General features: G+C 68.6%; 11 protein-coding genes, 1 tRNA gene, 2 pseudogenes and 3 riboswitches. Of the genes and pseudogenes, 4 read left to right on the top strand and 10 right to left on the bottom strand.

The window, feature by feature from the left end; genetic code table 11:
• Positions 1–39 precede the first annotated feature (39 nt).
• From MMSR116_RS32585 to MMSR116_RS23325, 3 genes and pseudogenes are all read right to left on the bottom strand, one after another.
• A pseudogene (locus MMSR116_RS32585) lies at positions 40–456 on the bottom strand (TonB-dependent receptor); the annotation flags it as partial.
• A gap of 215 nt (positions 457–671) precedes the next feature.
• Positions 672–878, bottom strand: a riboswitch (cobalamin riboswitch).
• Between the two features lie 99 nt (positions 879–977).
• On the bottom strand, positions 978–2,033 hold the full coding sequence (locus MMSR116_RS23330; protein ID WP_010686083.1) for a HoxN/HupN/NixA family nickel/cobalt transporter: 1,056 nt from the start codon (positions 2,031–2,033) through the stop codon (positions 978–980).
• Between the two features lie 404 nt (positions 2,034–2,437).
• Positions 2,438–4,369, bottom strand: a complete 1,932-nt coding sequence (locus MMSR116_RS23325; protein WP_244625518.1) for a TonB-dependent receptor — start codon at positions 4,367–4,369, stop codon at positions 2,438–2,440.
• Between the two features lie 16 nt (positions 4,370–4,385).
• Between MMSR116_RS23325 and MMSR116_RS31460 the strand changes: the two genes are divergently transcribed.
• Positions 4,386–4,631: a hypothetical protein gene (locus MMSR116_RS31460; RefSeq protein ID WP_191991986.1), complete on the top strand. Its 246-nt coding sequence runs from the start codon at positions 4,386–4,388 to the stop codon at positions 4,629–4,631.
• A 68-nt stretch (positions 4,632–4,699) separates the two neighbouring features.
• Positions 4,700–4,897, bottom strand: a riboswitch (cobalamin riboswitch).
• A gap of 155 nt (positions 4,898–5,052) precedes the next feature.
• On the opposite strand, the gene MMSR116_RS23320 is transcribed toward MMSR116_RS31460, so the two are convergent.
• From MMSR116_RS23320 to MMSR116_RS23290, 7 genes are all read right to left on the bottom strand, one after another.
• Complete coding sequence (locus MMSR116_RS23320) at positions 5,053–6,231, bottom strand: DUF1624 domain-containing protein (RefSeq protein ID WP_010686085.1); 1,179 nt, start codon at positions 6,229–6,231, stop codon at positions 5,053–5,055.
• A complete protein-coding gene (locus MMSR116_RS23315) occupies positions 6,231–8,312 on the bottom strand; it encodes a TonB-dependent siderophore receptor (RefSeq protein ID WP_010686086.1) in 2,082 nt (693 codons plus the stop codon). Before MMSR116_RS23315 ends, MMSR116_RS23320 begins: the two co-directional genes overlap by 1 nt.
• 160 nt (positions 8,313–8,472) lie before the next feature.
• Positions 8,473–8,665: riboswitch (cobalamin riboswitch) on the bottom strand.
• A gap of 219 nt (positions 8,666–8,884) precedes the next feature.
• The gene (locus tag MMSR116_RS23310; RefSeq protein ID WP_083920295.1) at positions 8,885–10,792 is read right to left on the bottom strand and encodes a DUF6538 domain-containing protein; all 1,908 of its coding nucleotides are present in this window, start codon (positions 10,790–10,792) and stop codon (positions 8,885–8,887) included.
• Between the two features lie 120 nt (positions 10,793–10,912).
• Positions 10,913–10,987: transfer RNA gene (locus MMSR116_RS23305), tRNA-Gln, on the bottom strand.
• 80 nt (positions 10,988–11,067) lie between these two features.
• Complete coding sequence (locus MMSR116_RS23300) at positions 11,068–12,645, bottom strand: aldehyde dehydrogenase (NADP(+)) (protein WP_010686088.1); 1,578 nt, start codon at positions 12,643–12,645, stop codon at positions 11,068–11,070.
• A gap of 41 nt (positions 12,646–12,686) precedes the next feature.
• Complete coding sequence (locus MMSR116_RS23295) at positions 12,687–14,357, bottom strand: thiamine pyrophosphate-binding protein (protein WP_010686089.1); 1,671 nt, start codon at positions 14,355–14,357, stop codon at positions 12,687–12,689.
• A 126-nt stretch (positions 14,358–14,483) separates the two neighbouring features.
• Positions 14,484–15,164, bottom strand: coding sequence for a GntR family transcriptional regulator (locus MMSR116_RS23290; RefSeq protein WP_039894293.1), 681 nt, complete (start codon positions 15,162–15,164; stop codon positions 14,484–14,486).
• A gap of 241 nt (positions 15,165–15,405) precedes the next feature.
• Here MMSR116_RS23290 and MMSR116_RS23285 point away from each other — a divergent pair, with 241 nt between their 5' ends.
• The 3 genes and pseudogenes from MMSR116_RS23285 (at position 15,406) to MMSR116_RS23275 (ending at position 18,990) form a co-directional block, all read left to right on the top strand.
• Positions 15,406–16,125 (top strand): ribonuclease activity regulator RraA, encoded by a 720-nt coding sequence (locus MMSR116_RS23285; protein ID WP_010686091.1) that lies wholly within the window; start codon positions 15,406–15,408, stop codon positions 16,123–16,125.
• A gap of 82 nt (positions 16,126–16,207) precedes the next feature.
• Positions 16,208–17,937 (top strand): annotated as a pseudogene (araD, locus tag MMSR116_RS23280) (L-arabinonate dehydratase).
• Between the two features lie 48 nt (positions 17,938–17,985).
• Positions 17,986–18,990 (top strand): SMP-30/gluconolactonase/LRE family protein, encoded by a 1,005-nt coding sequence (locus MMSR116_RS23275; RefSeq protein ID WP_106428308.1) that lies wholly within the window; start codon positions 17,986–17,988, stop codon positions 18,988–18,990.
• The last annotated feature ends 19 nt before the right edge of the window (positions 18,991–19,009 follow it).

Below are 19,009 nucleotides of genomic sequence, written 5' to 3'. Positions count from 1 at the left end.
CTCGCCCCGCTTGGTCGTGAAGGAGATCACGCCGCCGATGGCGTCACTGCCGTAAAGGCCGCTCTGAGGCCCGCGCAGGACCTCGATGCGAGAGAGGTCGTCGGTCAGCAGCTGACCGAAGTCGAACGAGCCGTTCGAGTTCGAGGGGTCCGTGGCGTCGATGCCGTCGATCAGGACCTTGGTCTGGTTCGAGTTCGCGCCGCGGATGAACACCGATGTCTGCCCGCCGGGGCCGCCCGTCTGCACCACGTTGAGGCCGGGCACCTGTTGCAGGGCGTCCGGCACGGTGCGCCGCTGCTGGTCTTCGAGCACGCGGTCGGTCAGGACCGTGACGCTCGATCCCGTGGCGGCGATGGGCGTCGGCAGTCCGGTAGCGGAAACCGAGATCTCGGAGAGGCTGACCGCCGCCTCGGCCGCAGCCGCTTGCCGGGGGGCATCGGCGAAGGGAGCGGCCACCTGCTGGGCCAGGACCGGCGAGGCGGAGAGAACCACGCTGCCGATGCAGGACGAAACGAGCGCACGCCTGAGCGCGGGAGAGATGAAGCAGGACACGGGACGGCCTCGGGGGACGGCTGTGGCACGTCACCGCGAACGAGGCCTCGGCGGCCGCGTCCTCAAGGGAACCACGGCGCCGCGACACCTCCCAGGACACCCCGCCCGGCAAGCTCCGCGTGTGACCACGGCTGACGGCAGGTCTCCTGGCTCGCGGGTCGTCGCCCTCTCATCGTCTTCCCGGGCGAGGCCGCCCAGTGACGTCGTGATGAAGGACTCGCCGCTTACAGTTGCGGGGGCAGCCGCGGCATCGGCCGAGCCCTCACGGGCGTGACCTCACCACGTTCCCTTTTGATCCCCGAGGGGAACCGTCCCGTTCAAGCTAGGCTGCGGTGTCTCTATCCGTCAACGCATGAAAACAGGTTGTTGAGTCGTGTGTCTTCCGGGACGGATCGGTCGTTGTCCTAAGAGGTGCCCGTGAGTGGTCAGGGAGCATCTGCAGGTCTTACGTCGATACGGTCGAACCGGCCGAGGCGGTAGATCAGGAACGACAGGAGCCACGCCGCCGCGAAGAGGCCGACGATGCCGAAACCCAGCACGCCGAAATGGTCGTTGATCGCGGCCACCCGTTGCCAGAACCAGCCCTGGAGGTTGAGCTTGTCCGCCAGGAGGTTTAGCGCCTCCAGCGTGCCGACCACCAGCGCGACAGCCACCGAGACCAGAGTGATGGTGAGGTTATAGAACAGCTTCCGCATGGGCTGGACATAGGCCCAGCTGTAGGCGCCGAGCATCAGCACGCCATCGGTCGCGTCGATCAGGGTCATCCCAGCGGTGAACAGGGCCGGGAAGACAAGGATCGTCCAGAGGTCTGTGCCCTGGCTCGCCTGAGCGGCCGAGAGCCCGAAGAGGCTCACCTCCGTGGCGGTGTCGAAGCCGAGCGCGAAGAGCAGGCCCAGCGGGTACATGTGCCAGGAGCGCGTCACGAGGCGGAATAGCGGCCGCAGGATCCGGGCGAGCACGCCCTGGTTGGCGAGCAGCATGTCGAGGTCGGCCTCGACGTAGCGGCCGGTGCGCCGCACCTGTCGGAACGCGCGCCAGACGCCCACGAGGACGACGAGATTGACCAAGCCGATAAGGATGAGGAAGGCGGCCGAGACGCCGGTGCCGATCAGGCCGCCGAGTTCCCGGTAGCCTTCCGAGGCCGTGATCAGGCTGGTCGCGGCCAGCGCCACCGCGGCCGCGGCCACCACCACGACGGTGGAATGGCCGAGCGCGAACCAGAAGCCGACCGAGACCGGCCGCTGGCCCGCCTGCATCAGCTTGCGGGTGACGTTGTCGATGGCGGCGATGTGGTCGGGATCGACCGCGTGCCGTAGCCCGAAGACGTAGGCCAGCAGCGCGGTCGAGAGCAGGGCCGGCTGCCCCGCGAACAGGCTATAGGCCCAGGACCAAGCCGCGATGTTGGCCGCAATCAGGACGAGGTAGAGCAGACCGATACGGCGCCGGACGACGCCGGGTGCTGCGTCTTTGGATAGGACCATCCCTTTTATCATCCCCTATCCGTCCGACCTTGCCACGGCCACGCCACGGCGGCTTGCCGGGGCCCCGTCTCCCGCCTGCCCACCGGGTCGATGCACCTCCCGGCCAATGCTTGAGCGGCGCAGGAGCCTTTGCGCGTCTGCCGATGTCCAGATCACCCCGCCGCGCGGCTTTTGCACGGCACGGCGCGTCAGTTCAGTCGCGACGGCCTGGGCGGAGCGCCCCTGGTCTCGCATGATGGCTTCCAGCAGGGGCATCATGCCGACGACGTAGCGATGCGCCCGAGCCATCGAAGCACTCCGTCCGGCATCGCCGCATCGTTTGGGTCGGGCGCCATCACCGACCAGAGCCGGTATCGCGCGCTTCGCGGAGGCGTTCGCGATGACGCCGGATCGATGACGAGGCATCAGAACCGTCCGGCGATGGTGAGGCGCACGGCGGTGGGCTCGACCGGGTGGAACACTCGGTCGATCAGCCCCTCGGCGGGCTCGCCAGGCAAGCGCGAGACGTAGGCGTAGGTGATCTGGTCGGATTTGCTGTTCGTCAGATTCAATACGTCCAGGGAGACGCTGACGCCGTTCTCGAAGGCGTAGCCAACCCGGCCGTTGAAGAGCGCGGTCGGGCGCGAGCGGATGGAGTTGTCCTCGATCAGCGGCCGTGGCCCGAAGTAACGGAAGCGCAGGGAGCCGAACCAGCCGAGCGGCTCGCCGAATGTGATGCCCGCCGAGGCGATGGTGGTGGGAGCTTCCGGGACCCGGTTGCCCACCGGGTCGTAGTCAGAGAAGCGGGCATTGGTGATGGTCAGGTCGCCCTCCAGCGAGAGCCATGACGTCACCGCGTAGCGGTTGGTCCATTCCACGCCGAAGCGGCGGGTCGGGCGGCTCGGTTCGGTCGTGCCGGTGTCGCCCTGGAACAGGTTCTCCGATGCGAAGTCGAGCCGGAACAGGGCGAGGCTCGTCTCCAGCCCGGCGATGGAGCGGTTGCGCAGGCCGATCTCGTAGCCCGTGGAGGGCACGAGGAATGGCGAGCGTGTGGTGTTGAACAGCGACGACGTCGGATCGACGGTGGCGGTCACGCCGCGCACGTCGTTCGAGTGGAAGCCGCCGCCGTAGTTCACGTAGAGTTCGGTGTCGAACCACGGGCCCAGGACGAGGCCGAGCTTCGGGTTCACGATGGCGTCCCGCGCCTTCCCAGAATTGGCGGGCGTGTCGGAGACGACGCTCGCGTAGTAGCCATCGGCTCGGAAGCCGACGCTGGTGCGCAGCCAGTCGGTCCATCGCACCCGGTTGTCGAAGTAGAACGCCCCGCTCGTCTCCAGCACCCGATCGTCGAGCACGCCCGAGCGGAACTGCCGGTTCGTCGTGTTGAACAGGCCGACCCGGATCGAGTCCGTGCGGGTCTGGACGCCGATCTCGTTCTCCATGGGCAGGCCGAAGAGGTCGCCCTGGAAGATGTGCAGGGCCTCGCCGCCGCCGATGATCCGTTGGTCGAGCTGGTGGAACTGGTCGCCGTTGACCGGGTCGTTCAGGAAGTAGGTAAAGTCGTTGAACAGGTTGAGCTGGGAGCGGATCACGTAGGCGGAGGCCCGCGTCACGCCGGTGTCGTCCGTGGCGCTGAACCGTCCCGACAGGGAGAACCGAGAGGTGTCACCACCGTCGGTCGGGTTGATCGTGCCGTAGCGGCTGATCAGCCCCTCGGCCACCGCCCGCTCCGGGATCTGGTTGGTGGCCGTCCAGCGGGACGCGTAGGCCATGCCGGTGACGGAGAAGCCGTTGAGCGCGGTACCCTGGCTGTAGCGGGCCACCGTGCTGATCTTGCGCAGGGCATCCGGCACGACCCACGGCCCGTCGTAGACCTGCGCGTCGGCGGCGACCAAGAGATTGCCCTCTGCGAGCGGCACCGAGGCGATGGACAGGGCGCGCTTGTAGCCGAATGAGCCGATGGAGGTGAGCGCGAGGTTCTTCGGCATGCTGTCGAGGTAATCGATGCGCACCGAACCTGCGGAGGCGAAGTCGCCGTCGCGGACGAAATACGGCCCCTTGTGGAACTCCACGGCACCGACAAGCTCGGGGATGAGGAAGTTGATGTCGGCGTAGCCCTGGCCGTGGGCGTGGGTGCGCATGTTGAGCGGCATGCCGTCGAGGAACAGGGCGATGTCGGTGCCGTGGTCGAGGTTGAAGCCGCGCAGGAAGAACTGATTGGCTTTGCCCTCGCCCGAGTGCTGCGTGACGATGAGCCCCGGGACGGCCTCTAGCACCTCGCCGGGGCGTGTGACGGGTCGGTTGTTGACCTGCGCCCCGGTCAGGATCCCGGCGCTGGCCGAGTCTACGCTGAGCAACGAGCCACCGATCCCCGTGACACCGCCGACATATCCGGCGCTGGCGGCAGGTGCGGTTTGCGGCTTCGCGGCTCCCGTTTCCGAGGTGACCGAAATTTCCTCCAACGTCGTCTCGGAGGTGGAAGCGGCCTGGGTAAAACGGTCCTGGGCAAAGGAAGTGGTCGACAGCGCAAGGCTGCAACCGGAAATCGCGAGCATGGCGCGAAGAGAACGACGGGACACAGAAGCCTCGACGGCGGCAGTGGCACGTCACCGCGAATGACGTCGCCGCGCCTGGCCCGAGCCCAGCGCTTCGACACCCGTCAGGACACCCCGCCCGACGCGTTTCGCGTGTGACCACGACTGACGGCAGGTCTCCTGGCTCACGGGTCATCGCCCTTGCACCGTCTTCCCGGATGACACGCATCCAGTGACGCGGTGGTGCTGGGCTCGCCGCTTACAGTTGCGGGGGCAGCCGTGGCTTCGGGGTTGGCCCCTCACCACGTTCCCTTTTGATCCCCAAGGGGAACCGTCGAGCAAGGCTTAGCATTCGGGCTCAGTTGACCGTCAAGGCTCGACTCTCGTTTTACGTTTGAACGACTTCCTTCATCCCATGGGTGTGTCCGAACGGCGACGTGTGGCTACCTCCAATCAGGAGTCTGAACGCTCGCAGTGTCTAAGGCCGCGGCTGACGTCCCCACGCGCTACAGGTAGCTCAGGACCGGCGATGTCGAGGCCCGCTTCAGGCGCACCATGGCGCGGCACGCGAGCCAGAGAGGAACGCTGACGCCGGCTGCGATGAACCAGAGCGCGAGGGGTGAGCCGGCCTCAACCCGTCCCGACGCTCCGGCGAGGCCGAGCGCCGCCGCGCCATCGTAGAGGATGCGGAGCAGCGCGAGGTGGAGCAGGTAGAAGAAGAGGGGGGCGCCGCCGAAGACGCGCAGGCCGCCTAGGAGCCGCAGCGTTAGAACCTCGAACAGCGCCAGCAGGCCGAGGCCGAGCCCGAGCGTGAGCAGCAAGAAATCGGCCGAGGGCGGGTACTTGGTCAGGTTGACGAAGGACAGGGCGGTGGCGAGCGGCGTGGCTCCCGCCTGCCACGGCGTCGGATCGCCGTAGCCGTTGAGCCCGCGCATGACTAGGAGGCCGGCCAGGGCGGTCGCACCCAGCCCGAGGAGCCACGCGCGTCGGCGCGCGGCGTCGACCCCGCCGGCGAAGAGCGGCCCGAGGGCGTAGCCCGCCGCGATCACGCCGATCCAGGGCAGGAGCGGGTACGAGGTCCGCGCCATCCCGCCCCAGGGCAGCGCGATCATCCCGCGCTGGTGCAGGACCGACCATAGCACGTAGCCTGGTTCGTCCGCCCGGATCGCGATACCGTCCAGCAGGTTGTGGCCGAGCATGAGTGCCAGGGCACCGGCTACGAGGGCGGCCCGCGGCAGCCAGAGCAACCCGGCCAGCGCCACCATGCACAGGCCGATCACCCAGATCACCTGCAGGTACAGGATCGGCGGCCGGACACTGCCGGCCCAGGCGAAGTTGACGAGCGTCACCTCCAGCAGGAGCAGGAGCAGACCGCGCTTGAGCAGGAAGGTGGCGGTCGCCCGCCTGCCGTGCCTCTGCCCATAGAGGTGGGCCGAGAGGCCGGTGAGCAGGATGAAGACCGGCGCGCAGAGGTGCGAGGCCGCCCGCGTTAGGAACAGGTCGGGCGGCGTCGCGGCGAGGTCCACGGGATCGCGGACCTGGGCGTGCAGGTAGAAGAACTCCCGCACGTGGTCGACGAGCATCAGCAGCATCACCAGCCCGCGCAGGGCATCGATGGAGATGAGGCGTCCGGTCCTGGCCGATTTTTCCGCCGGCGCCTCCAGCGTGCCCGGATGCACGCCCATCAGAACCGCGCCGTCATGCTGACGGCCACCCGCCGGGGCTCGCCGACGCCCACCCAGAAAGCGTTGTAGGAGCGCTCGTAGTAGGTCTCGTCGAAGATGTTATCGACGTTCAGCCCGAAGCGCAGGTTCTCGTAGCGATAGTAGGCCAGGGCATCGGTCAGTACGTAGCCGGGGAGCCGAAACCGCTCGTTGCCGCTGTCCCCGAGACGCGAGCCGACGGCCCGGACGCCGCCGCCGAAGCCGAAGCCCTTCCAGTCGCCGGCCTGGACCTCGTAGACGCCGAGCAGGCTGCCCGAGTGGCGCGGGATGTTGAGGAGCGGCGAGCCGACCCGAAGGACCTCGTCGCGGGTCACTGCGGCGTCGATGAAGGCGTATCCGCCGATCACCCGGAACTCGGGGGTCACCTGTCCGACGAAGCTGAGGTCGAAGCCCTGGCTGCGCACGGCCCCGGCGGCGATCTGGAAGAAGAAGTCCCGCGGGTCGGTGGTGAGGACGTTCTCCTTTTCGATGTGGAAGGCCGCGCCGGTCACGCTCAGGCCGGTGAAGAGATCGAGCTTGACGCCTGCCTCGTAGCCGAAGCCGGTCTCCGGGGCGAAGGGTCGGGTCGCGATGTCGAAGCCGGTGTTGGGGCGGAACGAGGCCGCGACGTTGCCGTAGAACGAGAGGAAGGACAGCGGCTGGTAGACGAGGCCCGCGCGCGGCGAGAAGCCGGTCCGGTCCTGCTCCGTGCGCTCGTTGCCGACCTTGTCGCGGAAGGTCTGGTTGTAGAAGTCGGTCCGGTTGCCGAGGAGTAGCTTCCATTCCGGGCTGAGCGCGATCTGGTCCTGCACGTAGACGGCGGTGTTGCCGACGTTCTCGCTCGCGCTGTAGCGCCGGGTGAAGGGCGGCTTGGGCTGGCCGTAGACCGGGTTGAACAAGTCGATGGCGAACGGGTTGAGCCGTGGGGTCGAGCGCAGCAGGTTCTCGGTGCTGTTATAGCGCTCGTGCTCCAGGCCGAGCAGCACCGTGTGGGCGAACGGCCCGGTGTCGAAGTGCCCGACGAGCTCGGCCTGCCCGATCGCCACGCCCCAGGTGAAGTCGTGCCGGCGGAACTCGCGCAGCAGGGTTCGTCCGTCGTCGAGGAGGCCGGTCGCACCTGTCTGCAGGCCGGTGAGGCTTCCAGTGTTGAAGTGGCCGGCGACCCTGAGCTGCCAGTCGGCGTCGAAGGCGTGATCGAGCCGGATCTGCAGGATCCTGGCTTCCGACACGGAATCGTCGCCCGGCTCGCCGAAGAAGCGGGAGCGCGGGACGAGGCCGAGGCGGTTGTTCACCGCGACGGTGCCACGGTCGAAGGTCTGGCGGTTGCGGAGGTACTGCGCCTCGACGGTGAGCTTGGTGTCCGGGCTGATCTGCCAACTCACCACGGGCGCGACCAGGACGCGGTCGCCGTCGACGAAATCGCGGAAGCTATCCTGCCGCGCGAGGGCACCGTTGAACCGGTAGAGGACGGTGCCCTCCTCGTTCAGGGGTCCGCCGGCGTCGACGGTGGTGCGCGCCGTGCCGAAGCTCCCGAACAGCGTGCCCATCTCGACGAAGGGCAGGGCCACGGGCTGCTTGGTCAGGATGTTGACGGTGCCGCCCGGGTCGCTGCGCCCATAGAGTGCCCCGCTCGGCCCCTTGAGCACCTCGATGGACTGCACGTTCTGGGTATCCGGCGCGCCGTTGTAGCCGCGGGCGATGTTGAAGCCGTTGAAGAAGATGTCCTGGGTGGCGAAGCCGCGCACCGAGTAGAGCGCGAGGTTCTGGGCTCCGAAGTCATTCTGCTTGCTGACGCCCGGCACGTAGTCGAGGGCGCGCTCGACGCGCGTGGCGGCGGTGTCTCGCAGGACCTCCTGGGGCACGACGTCGACCTGCTGGGGCAGCGAGAGCCGCGGCGTCACGGTCTTGGTCCCGCTGTAGAGATCCCTGACCTGATAGGTCGGCGCGGCGGTGTAGCTGCCTTCGACCGAGAGCGGATCAAGAACTACAGCGGCCGCTGCTGCCTCGGCCGGGTCTCCCTGGGCCAGCGCCGGAGATGCGCCTGGGAGGGCGAGCGCGAGCATCGCGATGCATGCGCAAAGCCGCCTTTGGGAAGTTGAACGAAACACGGGCCTAGGACCTCGGGACGGCAGTGGCACGTCACCGCGAACGAGGCCTTGCCAGCCGCGCTGGCGCACGGCCGTCTCGACACCCGTCAGGACCACCCCGCCCGACGCGTTTCGCGTGTGACCACGGCTGACGGCAGGTCTCCTGGCTCGCGGGTCGCCGCCCTCGCACCGTCTTCCCGGGGTGACCCAGTGACATGGTGGTGAAGGACTCGCCGCTTACAGTTGCGGGGGCAGCCACGGCTTCGGAGCAGACCCCTCACCGTGTTCCCTTTTGATCCCCGAGGGGAACCGTCATGGCCCAGCTACAGCCTCACGAACTCGTGAGTCAACGCGAACTTCGGAATAGCTATGCCGTGACACGCTCTCGGCGTTTGGCCAGTTCCTGCAATGGGTCGAACGTCCGCGTTTTGAGCTCGGTGCTTCAAAGCCGACAGGCTGAAAGCCACCCGGGTCGGGCGCCAAAAGGACCAATGGCGGCGCCCGACGAGGCCGAAATCAGAATGGCTGCTCCAAGCAAGATATGCTCACTACCGCCCTGAATGTACCGCCTGGAACGATTTTACGGTGCGTGCCGCCTCAATCATTCTCTCAATGTCAATCGGCAAAACTAGATGATCGATCACATCTTTAAGTTTAATGAGAGTCTGGCCTTTGAAATAGCGCTCCATCTCTGACCGTCTGGCTTTGCTCTCGTGGCCGATCACTTCCTCCACAAATTCTCGCTGAGCTCCAGCATTCAGAATGAGCGTGGTCGCCGAGTGGCGGAACGAGTGAAATACGACGTCCTTCCGCACGTCGTGGTGTGATTTGAAGCGCTGGAACCATTTTCCGAAAGCGCTACCGTAAGATGCTTCGTCGCCATCATTGAGAACGTCGTTCTGCTCGGCGCCCGCTCTGCCTTCCGACAAGAGCAGTTCGTCCTCCCCTCGTCCGTCCACCAGGGCTTCGATCAAACCGAGCTTGAGGAGATTTTGATGGAGAGGGACCCATCGAGCGCTGCCCTCCGCCTTCAGTTCGAGGGTCCGCTCCATCAGGTTGAAGTACCAAATCCCAGTCTCTTCATCCCGCACGACGTGTCGTACCCGGAGTTGGAATATCTCGCCGCGACGCATGCCACTGTGAGACCCAATAAGGATCCCCCAGTATCGCTCGTCGCGCAGGAGATAGGGACCTGGTTTCTTCCAGCTGCGCCGACTGCGAATTCCAAAGAATAAATCTGCATTTAGCACGGCCGCGAGTTCTTCATGATTCCAGGCCGGACGCTCGTCCCGGGCCTTGTGATGCCGTCCTCGCACGCGCTTCAGGTTAATGTGCAAGTCATCGAAGATTGACGGCACACCCTTGGCGACCACTTCGTTGGACTGGGCCCACCGCCAGATACCTGACAACGCCGCAAGGTGCCGGTTAAAGGTCTGAGGTTTTATTCGGCTGACGTCGGACCTGTTCCTGGAGTATTCAATCAAGCCGCGAATGCCGTGTTGGCGTCGGATTTCACGCCATTCTCTGTTCTTATCATAGTTGGCTGGTAGCGCGAGCAAAGAACGCTTGAATTCCGTGGCATCAGCTGGCCCGTAGGCACTGAGCGGTTTGTCTCCGCAAATTTCAATAAATAAACGTGCGGTGGACTGAGCTTGGAGCTCGATCGATGGCTTCCAAGCACCGCTTTCCACCCGATCTCTACCGTAGGTCGTCCAGCATTCGCTGAACAATTTGCGAGAGTGACGTAGCAAAGGATCAGCAGGCGCGTCAGACCTCGATCGCGGAGCTGGAGCAGCCTCACGATGCGTGGCCGCGTGCAGGGGATGATGAGGCAGGACGCGGTCGCGGAGATAGGTTAGTTTCTCCTCGGTGATCGTGATATCGGCGTCGAGCAGTGCGCGGCACAGCGCGTTTGAATGAGGGTATGAGTCGAGGTCGATCCCGTTTTGCGCAGCGAGATCCTTCGCGGTATCGCGAACAGAGACGAAATTGTTGAGGGACCGATCGCGCAGCAGGCCATCTAGCCGAACCTCATAAAGAAATTTCCATTCGGCCGGGTCGTTGAGCGTCCCCTTGGGACCGTCCGGTGCGGGATCGCTGCTGTCGTCTATCTCGTCTTCAGAGGCCGGGCTGTCGGACGGAGGGAGATCCTCGAGTTCCGGATAGTGCCCGATGGTGGCGAGCAAGCCATCGTGCTTTAGAGACTCGGATTCGAGGTACTGCTCCGCGAGCCGGGCGATATCGGCTCGCGTGAGCGACCGATTGAAACGGACGAGGTTAAACAAGGTCTCTGTCCCATCCCACAGGCGTTGCGCCATCCGTCGGGCCTCGCCCGGCGTGGCGTGCCCAAGCGAGCGCAGGATCTCACGCTGGCCGAACCGCTGGCGCAGGTCGTGGGGGATGATACGGCGAAAAAAGACCGTTTGTCGGCGACGGCGGAGATGAGTACGGGCCAAGGCAGGAATCCCTGCCGTCCAGACGAGTGGACCTCCCGAGTGGACCTGGACGGAGCGGTCGGCCCGGGCGGGTCCGAAAACAGCCGGAGAATCAACGGCCGGCTGAGAATCTTGAGCCTTTGGCTGGGGCGCCAGGATTCGAACCTGGGAATGGCGGTACCAAAAACCGCTGCCTTACCACTTGGCGACGCCCCACCATGGGCCGGGGCTCTCTAGACGCCGGGGGACCGGCTGGCAAGCCGTTGAGGCGGGAAGCGGAGCCGCTTCCCGCCTCCTCAGCGCGGGTCGGGGATGCCATCGGTCCGGCGCGGGAGCTTGAGCGGATTGGCGGCCTGAAGCGCTGCCGGCAGCAGGGCGTCGGGGACGTCCTGATAGCTCACCGGCCGCAGGAACCGGTCGATCGCGAGGCTGCCCACCGAGGTCGTGCGCCCGTCCGAGGTCGCCGGGTACGGGCCGCCATGCACCATGGCGTGCGCCACCTCGACGCCGGTGCCGAACCCGTCCACCAGGATGCGCCCGACCCGCCGCTCCAGGAGCGGCAGGAGTTCCCGCGCGGCCGCATGGTCCTCTGGCGCGAGGTGCAGCGAGGCCGTGAGCTGGCCCTCAAGATGGGCCAGCACCGCGCGCATCGCGGCGAGGTCCCGGCAGCGGACCACGAGGGCGGAGGCGCCGAACATCTCCTCCTGAAGCACGGGGTCGGCCAGGAACGCGTCCGCGTCGGTGGCGAACAGGGCGGCCCGGCCCTGCGCCGCCGCGCCCTCCGGCCCCTCGGCCAGCCGGGTGACGGCGGCGTGGCCCGCGACCCGGTCGACGCCCGCGCGGTACGCGTCCCGGATGCCGGGCGTCAGCATGGTGGCGGCCGGGCTCTCCCGCAGGGCCGCCGCGGCCGCGTCGAGGAACGCGTCGAGGCCCGGTCCCGGCACCGCCAGGATCAGGCCCGGATTGGTGCAGAACTGGCCGGCGCCCAGCGTCAGCGAGGCCGCGAAGGCCTTGCCGATCGCGGCGCCCCGCGCGGCGAGCGCCGCCGGGAACAGCAGGACCGGGTTGATGCTGCTCATCTCGGCATAGACCGGGATCGGCGCCGGGCGCCCGGCGGCGATCGCCATCAGCGCGGTGCCGCCCCGGCGCGAGCCGGTGAAGCCGACCGCGGCGATCCGGGGATCGGCGACCAGGGCCTGTCCGATGGACTGGCCCGCATCGAACACCAGCGAGAACACCCCCTCCGGCAGGCCGCAGGACGCGACCGCCTTCTGCACCGCCCGGCCCACGAGTTCCGAGGTTCCGGGATGGGCCGGGTGCGCCTTGACCACCACCGGGCAGCCGGCCGCCAGGGCCGAGGCGGTGTCGCCCCCCGCCACCGAGAAGGCGAGCGGGAAATTCGAGGCCCCGAACACCGCCACCGGGCCGACCGCGATGCGCCGCAGGCGGAGGTCCGGCCGGGGCAGCGGCTTGCGGTCCGGCAGGGCCGGGTCGATCCGGGCCTCGACGTAGCTGCCCTCGCGCACCACGGCGGCGAACAGGCGCAGCTGGCCCGCGGTCCGGGCGCGCTCCCCCTCGATCCGGGGGCGGGGCAGCCCGGTCTCGGCCATGCAGCGGGTGACGAGGTCGTCGCCGATCTCCAGGATGTTCGCCGCGATCGCTTCGAGGAAGCCGGCCCGGGTCTCCGGGTCGGTCTCGCGGTAGGTGTCGAAGGCCGCCTCCGCCAGGGCGCAGGCCCGGTCGAGGTCGGCGAGGCTCGCGCCGGGGAAATCCGGCTCCAGGGCTTCGCCGGTGGCGGCCTCGACAGCCCGGAAGGCCGCCTCGGTGCCGCGCCGCGCCTCGGCGCCGATCAGGTTCTCGCCGCGCAGGGTCATGGGCTGCTCCTTCTCGTGTGATGCGGTCCCGCGGCGCGCGGTCAGCCCCGCTGCGCCGCGAGCGCCTTCTCGCGGATCGCCGCGAGGGTCATGGTCGGTGTGAGCGCCTCGGGGTCGACGCGGCAGTGGATCATCGCGGGCAGGCCCGAGGCGAGGCTGCGCTCGAAGGCCGGGGCGAACTCGTCGGTCCGCTCCACATGCTCGCCGTGGCCGCCGCAGGCCCGGGCGAGCGCGGCGAAGTCGGGATTGCGCAGCTCGGTCGCCGAGACGCGTCCCGGATACTCGCGCTCCTGATGCATGCGGATCGTGCCGTACATGCCGTTGTCGAGGACGACCACCACGACGGCGATCCCGTACTGCACCGCGGTGGCGAATTCCTGCACGGTCATCATCACGTCGCCGTCGCCCGCGAGCGCCACGACGATCCGATCGGGATGGCTGCGCTTGGCCATCACGGCGGCCGGCAGGCCGTAGCCCATCGAGCCCGAGGTCGGCGCGAGCTGTGTGCCGAAGGCGCGGAACCGGTAGTAGCGGTGGACCCAGGTGGCGAAGTTGCCGGCGCCGTTGCAGATCACCGCGTCGGGCGGCAGGCGCCCGCGCAGCCACGTGATGGCTTCGCCGTACTGGAACGCCCCCGGCTTCGGCTCCGGAGCCTCCGACCACGCGCGATAGGCGGCGTGGGCCTCGGCGGCGCGCCCGCGGCCCGTGGTCTCGAAATCCGGCACGGCCGCGCAGAAGGTCTCGGGCGCGGCCTCGATCGCCAGCGCCGGCTGGTAGACCCGGCCGAGCTCTCCCGCGTCGGGATGGACGTGAACCAGCGGCAGACCGGGATCGGGGATGCCGAGCAGGCCGTAGGATTGCGCCGGCATCTCGGACAGGCGGCCGCCCACCATGAGCAGCAGGTCGGACTCCTTGATCCGGGCGAGCAGTGCCGGGTTGGGTCCGATCCCGAGCTCGCCGGCGAAGTTCGGGTGGTCGGCGGGGAAGAGCTGCGCCCGCCGGAACGAGACCGCCACGGGCACGTCGTGGCGCTCCGCCCAGGCTGCCAGGGCGGCGACGGCCTCTGGCGTCCAGCGCGAGCCGCCGAGGAGCGCCACGGGCCGCCGCGCCTCCGCCAGCATCGCCCGCAGGCGCTCCGCGTCGCCCGGTGACGGGGCCGGCGCGGCCGGGACGACGCGCGGCGCGTCCGCGACCGCGACGGCGTCGTCAAGCATGTCCTCCGGCAGGGCCACCACGACGGGCCCCGGCCGGCCCTGCATCGCCACCCGGAAGGCCCGGGCGAGGATCTCGGGGATGCGGGCGGCGTCGTCGATCTCCACCGCCCACTTGGCGATCGCGCCGAACATCTGCCGGTAATCGACCTCCTGGAACGCCTCCCGGTCGCGCATCCGCCGGGCGATCTGCCCGACGAACAGGATCATCGGCGTCGAATCCTGGCGGGCGATGTGGATTCCGGCCGAAGCGTTGGTGGCGCCGGGACCGCGGGTGACGAAGCAGATGCCGGGGCGCCCGGTGAGCTTGCCGGCGGCCTCCGCCATGATGGCGGCTCCGCCCTCCTGACGGCAGACCAGCACGTCGATGCCGCTGTCGCGCAGGGCGTCGAGCACCGCGAGGTAGCTCTCGCCGGGAACGCAGGTGACGCGCGCGACCCCTTGCGCGCGCAGCTGATCGACGAGCACCTGTGCGCCGGTGCGTTGGAGCGATGCGCTCAAGCTGATCCTCCCTGGCCTCTGCCGGCCCGGCGCGATCGCGGGACGGCGCGCCGCGCGTCCGGTCGCGTCTGGGATACACCTGATATCCCAGTCGAGGATAGAGGCGCACCCTCGGCCGTCAACCTGTCAGACGAGGGGCCGCCGGTCGAGGGCCTTGCGTGTCATCTGGTCGAGAAAGTCGAACAGCGTCCCGATCCCGGCCAGCGCCGGTTCCGGATCCCGCGCCGCGATCGCGGCCACGATCTGCGCGTGGATCCGGGCGCAGTCCAGGAAGCTCGCGGTCGGTTCGTAGGTGTACCAGAACCGCCGGGATTGAGCGTGGAGCGCCGCCATGGTGCCGGTCAGCGTCGGGTTGTAGGCCGCCCCGACGAGCGCCTCGTGGAGCGCGCGCTTGATCCGGAAATACGCCTCGCGGTCCCGCCCGTCAGCGGCGGCCAGCAGGGCGGCGATGCAGCGCTGCAGCGCCGCCATGTCGTCGGCGGAGCCGCGCGCGATGACGCAGCGCGCCACCGTCTCGTCGAGGGGCCGGCGGACCTCGAGGAGTTCGAGATGCTTGATGATGTCGACCTGCGTGACGAGCACGCCCCGGCGCGGATGGACCTCGACGAAGCCGATCGTCTTCAGGCGCGCCAGCGCCTCGCGGACCGGGGTGCGCCCCAGGGCCAGTTCCTCGCCGAGTTCGCCCTCGGACACCATCGCGCCCGGCTTCAGGCGCCTGCTGATGATCATCTGCTCGATGGCGTCGTAGGCGGTCTCCGCCAGGGAGCGCGCCGGCCGCGGGCTCGGCACCAGGGTGCCGATGTCCACGTCAGCCGCGACAGATCTAGGGCCGGCCAACACAGTCCTCGTCGGTCTCGGAGCGTCCCGTTGCTTCGTGGGCCATACGTCCTGGAGTTGACACTGGATCCGATCGGAGGGTTATTCAAGCCCTGAGATATCAGTCGGCGCGCAGTCGGGGCCCTGCCGGGCCGGACTTGCCGGCCCGGACCCTCGACGGTCCGGTCCGCGGCGGCGAGACGATCGGCGCGACGTTCGGGAGGAGATGCGGATGCCCGGCCTGTCCCCGGAGACGCACGCCAAGCTGAAGACCGTCAGCACGGCGACGCTGATGACCGCGCTCTACAAGCGCGGCTTCCGCAACCAGATGATCCAGGGTGTCCTGCCCCTCAGGAAGGGTGGCGCCACCATGGTCGGCGAGGCCTTCACCCTGCGCTACATGCCGGCCCGGGAGGATTTGAACCCCATCACGGTGTTCCGCGACCGGGCGCACCCGCAGCGCAAGGCCGTGGAGGAGTGCCCGCCGGGCGCCGTGTTCGTGATCGACAGCCGCAAGGACGCGCGCGCCGCCTCCGCGGGCTCGATCCTGGCGACCCGCCTGATGGTGCGCGGCTGCGCCGGGCTGGTGACCGACGGCGGGTTCCGCGATGCCGACGAGATCGCCGCCCTCGACATGCCGAGCTACCACGCGCGGCCCTCGGCGCCGACGAACCTCACCATCCATCAGGCCATCGACATCAACGTGCCCATCGGCTGCGGCGACGCCCCGGTCTTCCCCGGCGACGTCATCGTGGGCGACGGCGACGGCGTCGCGGTGATCCCGGCCCACCTCGCCGACGCGGTCGCCGATGAGGCCGTCAAGATGACCGCCTACGAGGATTTCGTCACCGAGGAGGTCCGCAAGGGCCGCTCGATCCTCGGCCTCTACCCGGCCACCGATGACCAGAGCCTGGCCGACTTCGCCGCGTGGCGGAAGCGGACCGGCCGCTGAGTGCGGGACGATTCCCCGAAACGATCGGAACCCGCTGCGGTCCGTCCTGGCCGCCGGAACGCGTGAGACCGGAGAGATCGCGATGACCGCGCGCAAGAAGACGCTGGGCGCGCTGCGCAGCCAGCGCTGGTTCGGCGCCACCGATCTGCGCAGCTTCGGCCACCGCTCGCGGATGCTCCAGATGGGCTACGAGCGCGCCGACTTCACCGACAAGCCGGTGGTTGGCATCATCAACACCTGGAGCGACATCAACCCCTGCCACCAGCACTTCAAGGCCCGCGTCGAACACGTGAAGCGCGGGGTCTGGCAGGCGGGGGGCTTCCCGATCGAATTGCCGGCGCTGTCGCTGTCGGAAAACTTCGTGAAGCCGACCACGATGCTCTACCGCAACCTCCTCGCCATGGAGGTGGAGGAGCTGCTGCGCCAGCATCCGGTCGACGGCGCGGTGCTGATGGGCGGCTGCGACAAGACCACGCCCGGCACCGTGATGGGCGGCATCTCCATGAACCTGCCGATGATCTTCCTGCCGGCGGGCCCGATGATGCGCGGCCATTTCGGCGGGACCATCCTCGGCTCGGGCTCGGACGTGTGGAAGTACTGGGCCGAGAAGGAGGCCGGCACCATCACCACGCAGGAGTGGAACGACATGGAGGCGGGCATCGCCCGCTCGGCCGGCACCTGCATGACCATGGGCACGGCCTCGACCATGACGGCGATCACCGAGGCGATGGGGCTCAGCCTGCCGGGTGCGGCCTCGATCCCGGCGGCGGATGCCGACCATCCCCGCATGGCCGGCGCCTGCGGCCGGCGCATCGTCGAGATGATCTGGGAGGACCTGAAGCCCTCCGACATCCTCGACCGGCGTTCCATCGACAACGCCCTGGTGGTCCACAACGCGCTCGCCGGCTCGACCAACGCGATGATCCACCTCGTCGCCATGGCGGGCCGGGCCGGCATCCCGGTGAAGCTCACCGAGTTCGACGAGGTCGCCCAGCGGGTGCCGGTGATCGCGAACCTCCGGCCTTCAGGTGCGTGGCTGATGGAGGATTTCCACATCGCGGGCGGCATCCGCGCCCTGATGGCGCGTCTTGCCCCCCTCCTCCACCTGGACGCCCGCTCGGTCACCGGCGGCACGGTCGGCGACGGGCTCGCCGGAAGCCGCGTCTACAACGACGACGTGATCCGCCCGCTGGACCAGCCGATCGTGTCGACCGGCGGGACCGCGATCCTGTACGGCAACCTCGCCCCCGACGGCTGCGTGATCAAGCCGCCGGCGGCCGATCCGCGCTTCCTGCAGCATACCGGCCCGGCGCTGGTCTTCGACGATTATGACGCCATGAGCGCGGCGGTGAACGACCTCGACCTCGACGTCACCCCCGACCACGTGATGATCCTGCGCAATGCCGGCCCGATCGGCGGACCCGGCATGCCGGAATGGGGCATGCTGCCGATCCCCAAGGTCCTGCTGCGGCAGGGCGTGCGCGACATGGTCCGCATCTCGGACGCGCGGATGAGCGGCACGAGCTACGGCGCCTGCATCCTGCACGTCGCGCCGGAATCGGCGGCCGGGGGCCGCTCGGGGCGGTCCGCAACGGCGACCTCATCACGGTGGACGTGCCCGGCCGGCGCATCCACCTGCACGTGGACGACGCCGAGATCGCGGCGCGCGTGGCGGCGTTCCGGCCGCCGGACCGGGCCTATCCGCGAGGCTACAACCGGCTGTTCGCCCAGCACGTGCGGCAGGCCCATGAGGGCTGCGACTTCGATTTCCTCGAAGGCGCGGGCGGCATCCCGGAACCCGAGATCCACTGATCGGGTGAGCCGCCGGAGAGCGGCGACCCCTCACCACAGGGAGGTACCATGACGATGATCGCGCGCAGAGGCCTGCTCGCCGGCGCGGCCGTGCTCGGCGCCGCGCGGGCGGCCGGGGCCGGCTGGGAGCCGTCGCAGCGGGTGCCGGACCCGGCCGTCGAGATCCTCGACCCGGCCTTCGCCAAGTACCGCCTCGCCTCCGCGACGGTGGAGCGGGTCGCCACGGGCTTCCGCTGGGCCGAGGGGCCGGTCTGGTTCGGCGACATGGGGGCGCTGCTGTTCAGCGACGTCGTCAACGACCGGATCATGAAGTGGGAGGAGGCGTCCGGCGCGCTCTCGGTGTTCCGCAAGCCGTCGAACTACGCCAACGGCAACACCCGCGACCGGCAGGGCCGGCTGGTCACCTGCCAGCACAGGACCCGCAGCGTCACCCGGACCGAGCATGACGGCAGCATCACCACGCTGATGGACCGGTTCGACGGCAAGCCGCTGAATTCGCCCAACGACGTGGTCTGCCATTCCGACGGCGCGGTCTGGTTCACCGACCCGGCCTTCGGGCCGAACCCGCACGAGGCGATGGCCGCGCCGGAGCTTCCCGGCAACGTCTACCGGATCGACCCCAGGACGGGGCAGGCCAGCGTGGTGGTCGAGGGCGTGGCGGGGCCGAACGGGCTCTGCTTCTCGCCCGATGAGTCGAAGCTGTACGTCATCGAGGCGCGGGCGAAGCCGAACCGCCTGATCCGCGTCTACGACGTGGTCGAGAACGGCACGAAGACCGCCAACGGCCGCGTCTTCTACGATGCCGGCACCGGCACGCCGGACGGGTTCCGGGTCGATGTCGACGGCAACCTCTGGTGCGGCTGGGGGATGAGCGAGGCCGAGGACGGGGTCATCGTGCTCTCGCCGCAGGCCAAGCTGATCGGCCGGATCCGCCTGCCGGAGCGCTGCGCCAACCTGTGCTTTGGCGGACTCAACCGCAACCTGCTGCTGATGACGGCCTCACACTCGGTCTATTCGCTGTACGTGAACACGCGGGGTGCTGCGACCTGCTGAGGTTGGATCGGCGGTTCTG

The organism is Methylobacterium mesophilicum SR1.6/6, assembly GCF_000364445.2.
GTDB lineage: Bacteria > Pseudomonadota > Alphaproteobacteria > Rhizobiales > Beijerinckiaceae > Methylobacterium > Methylobacterium mesophilicum_A.
The sequence above is the reverse complement of the archived record's forward strand: the minus strand, read 5'-3'. Positions and strand labels throughout refer to the sequence as shown.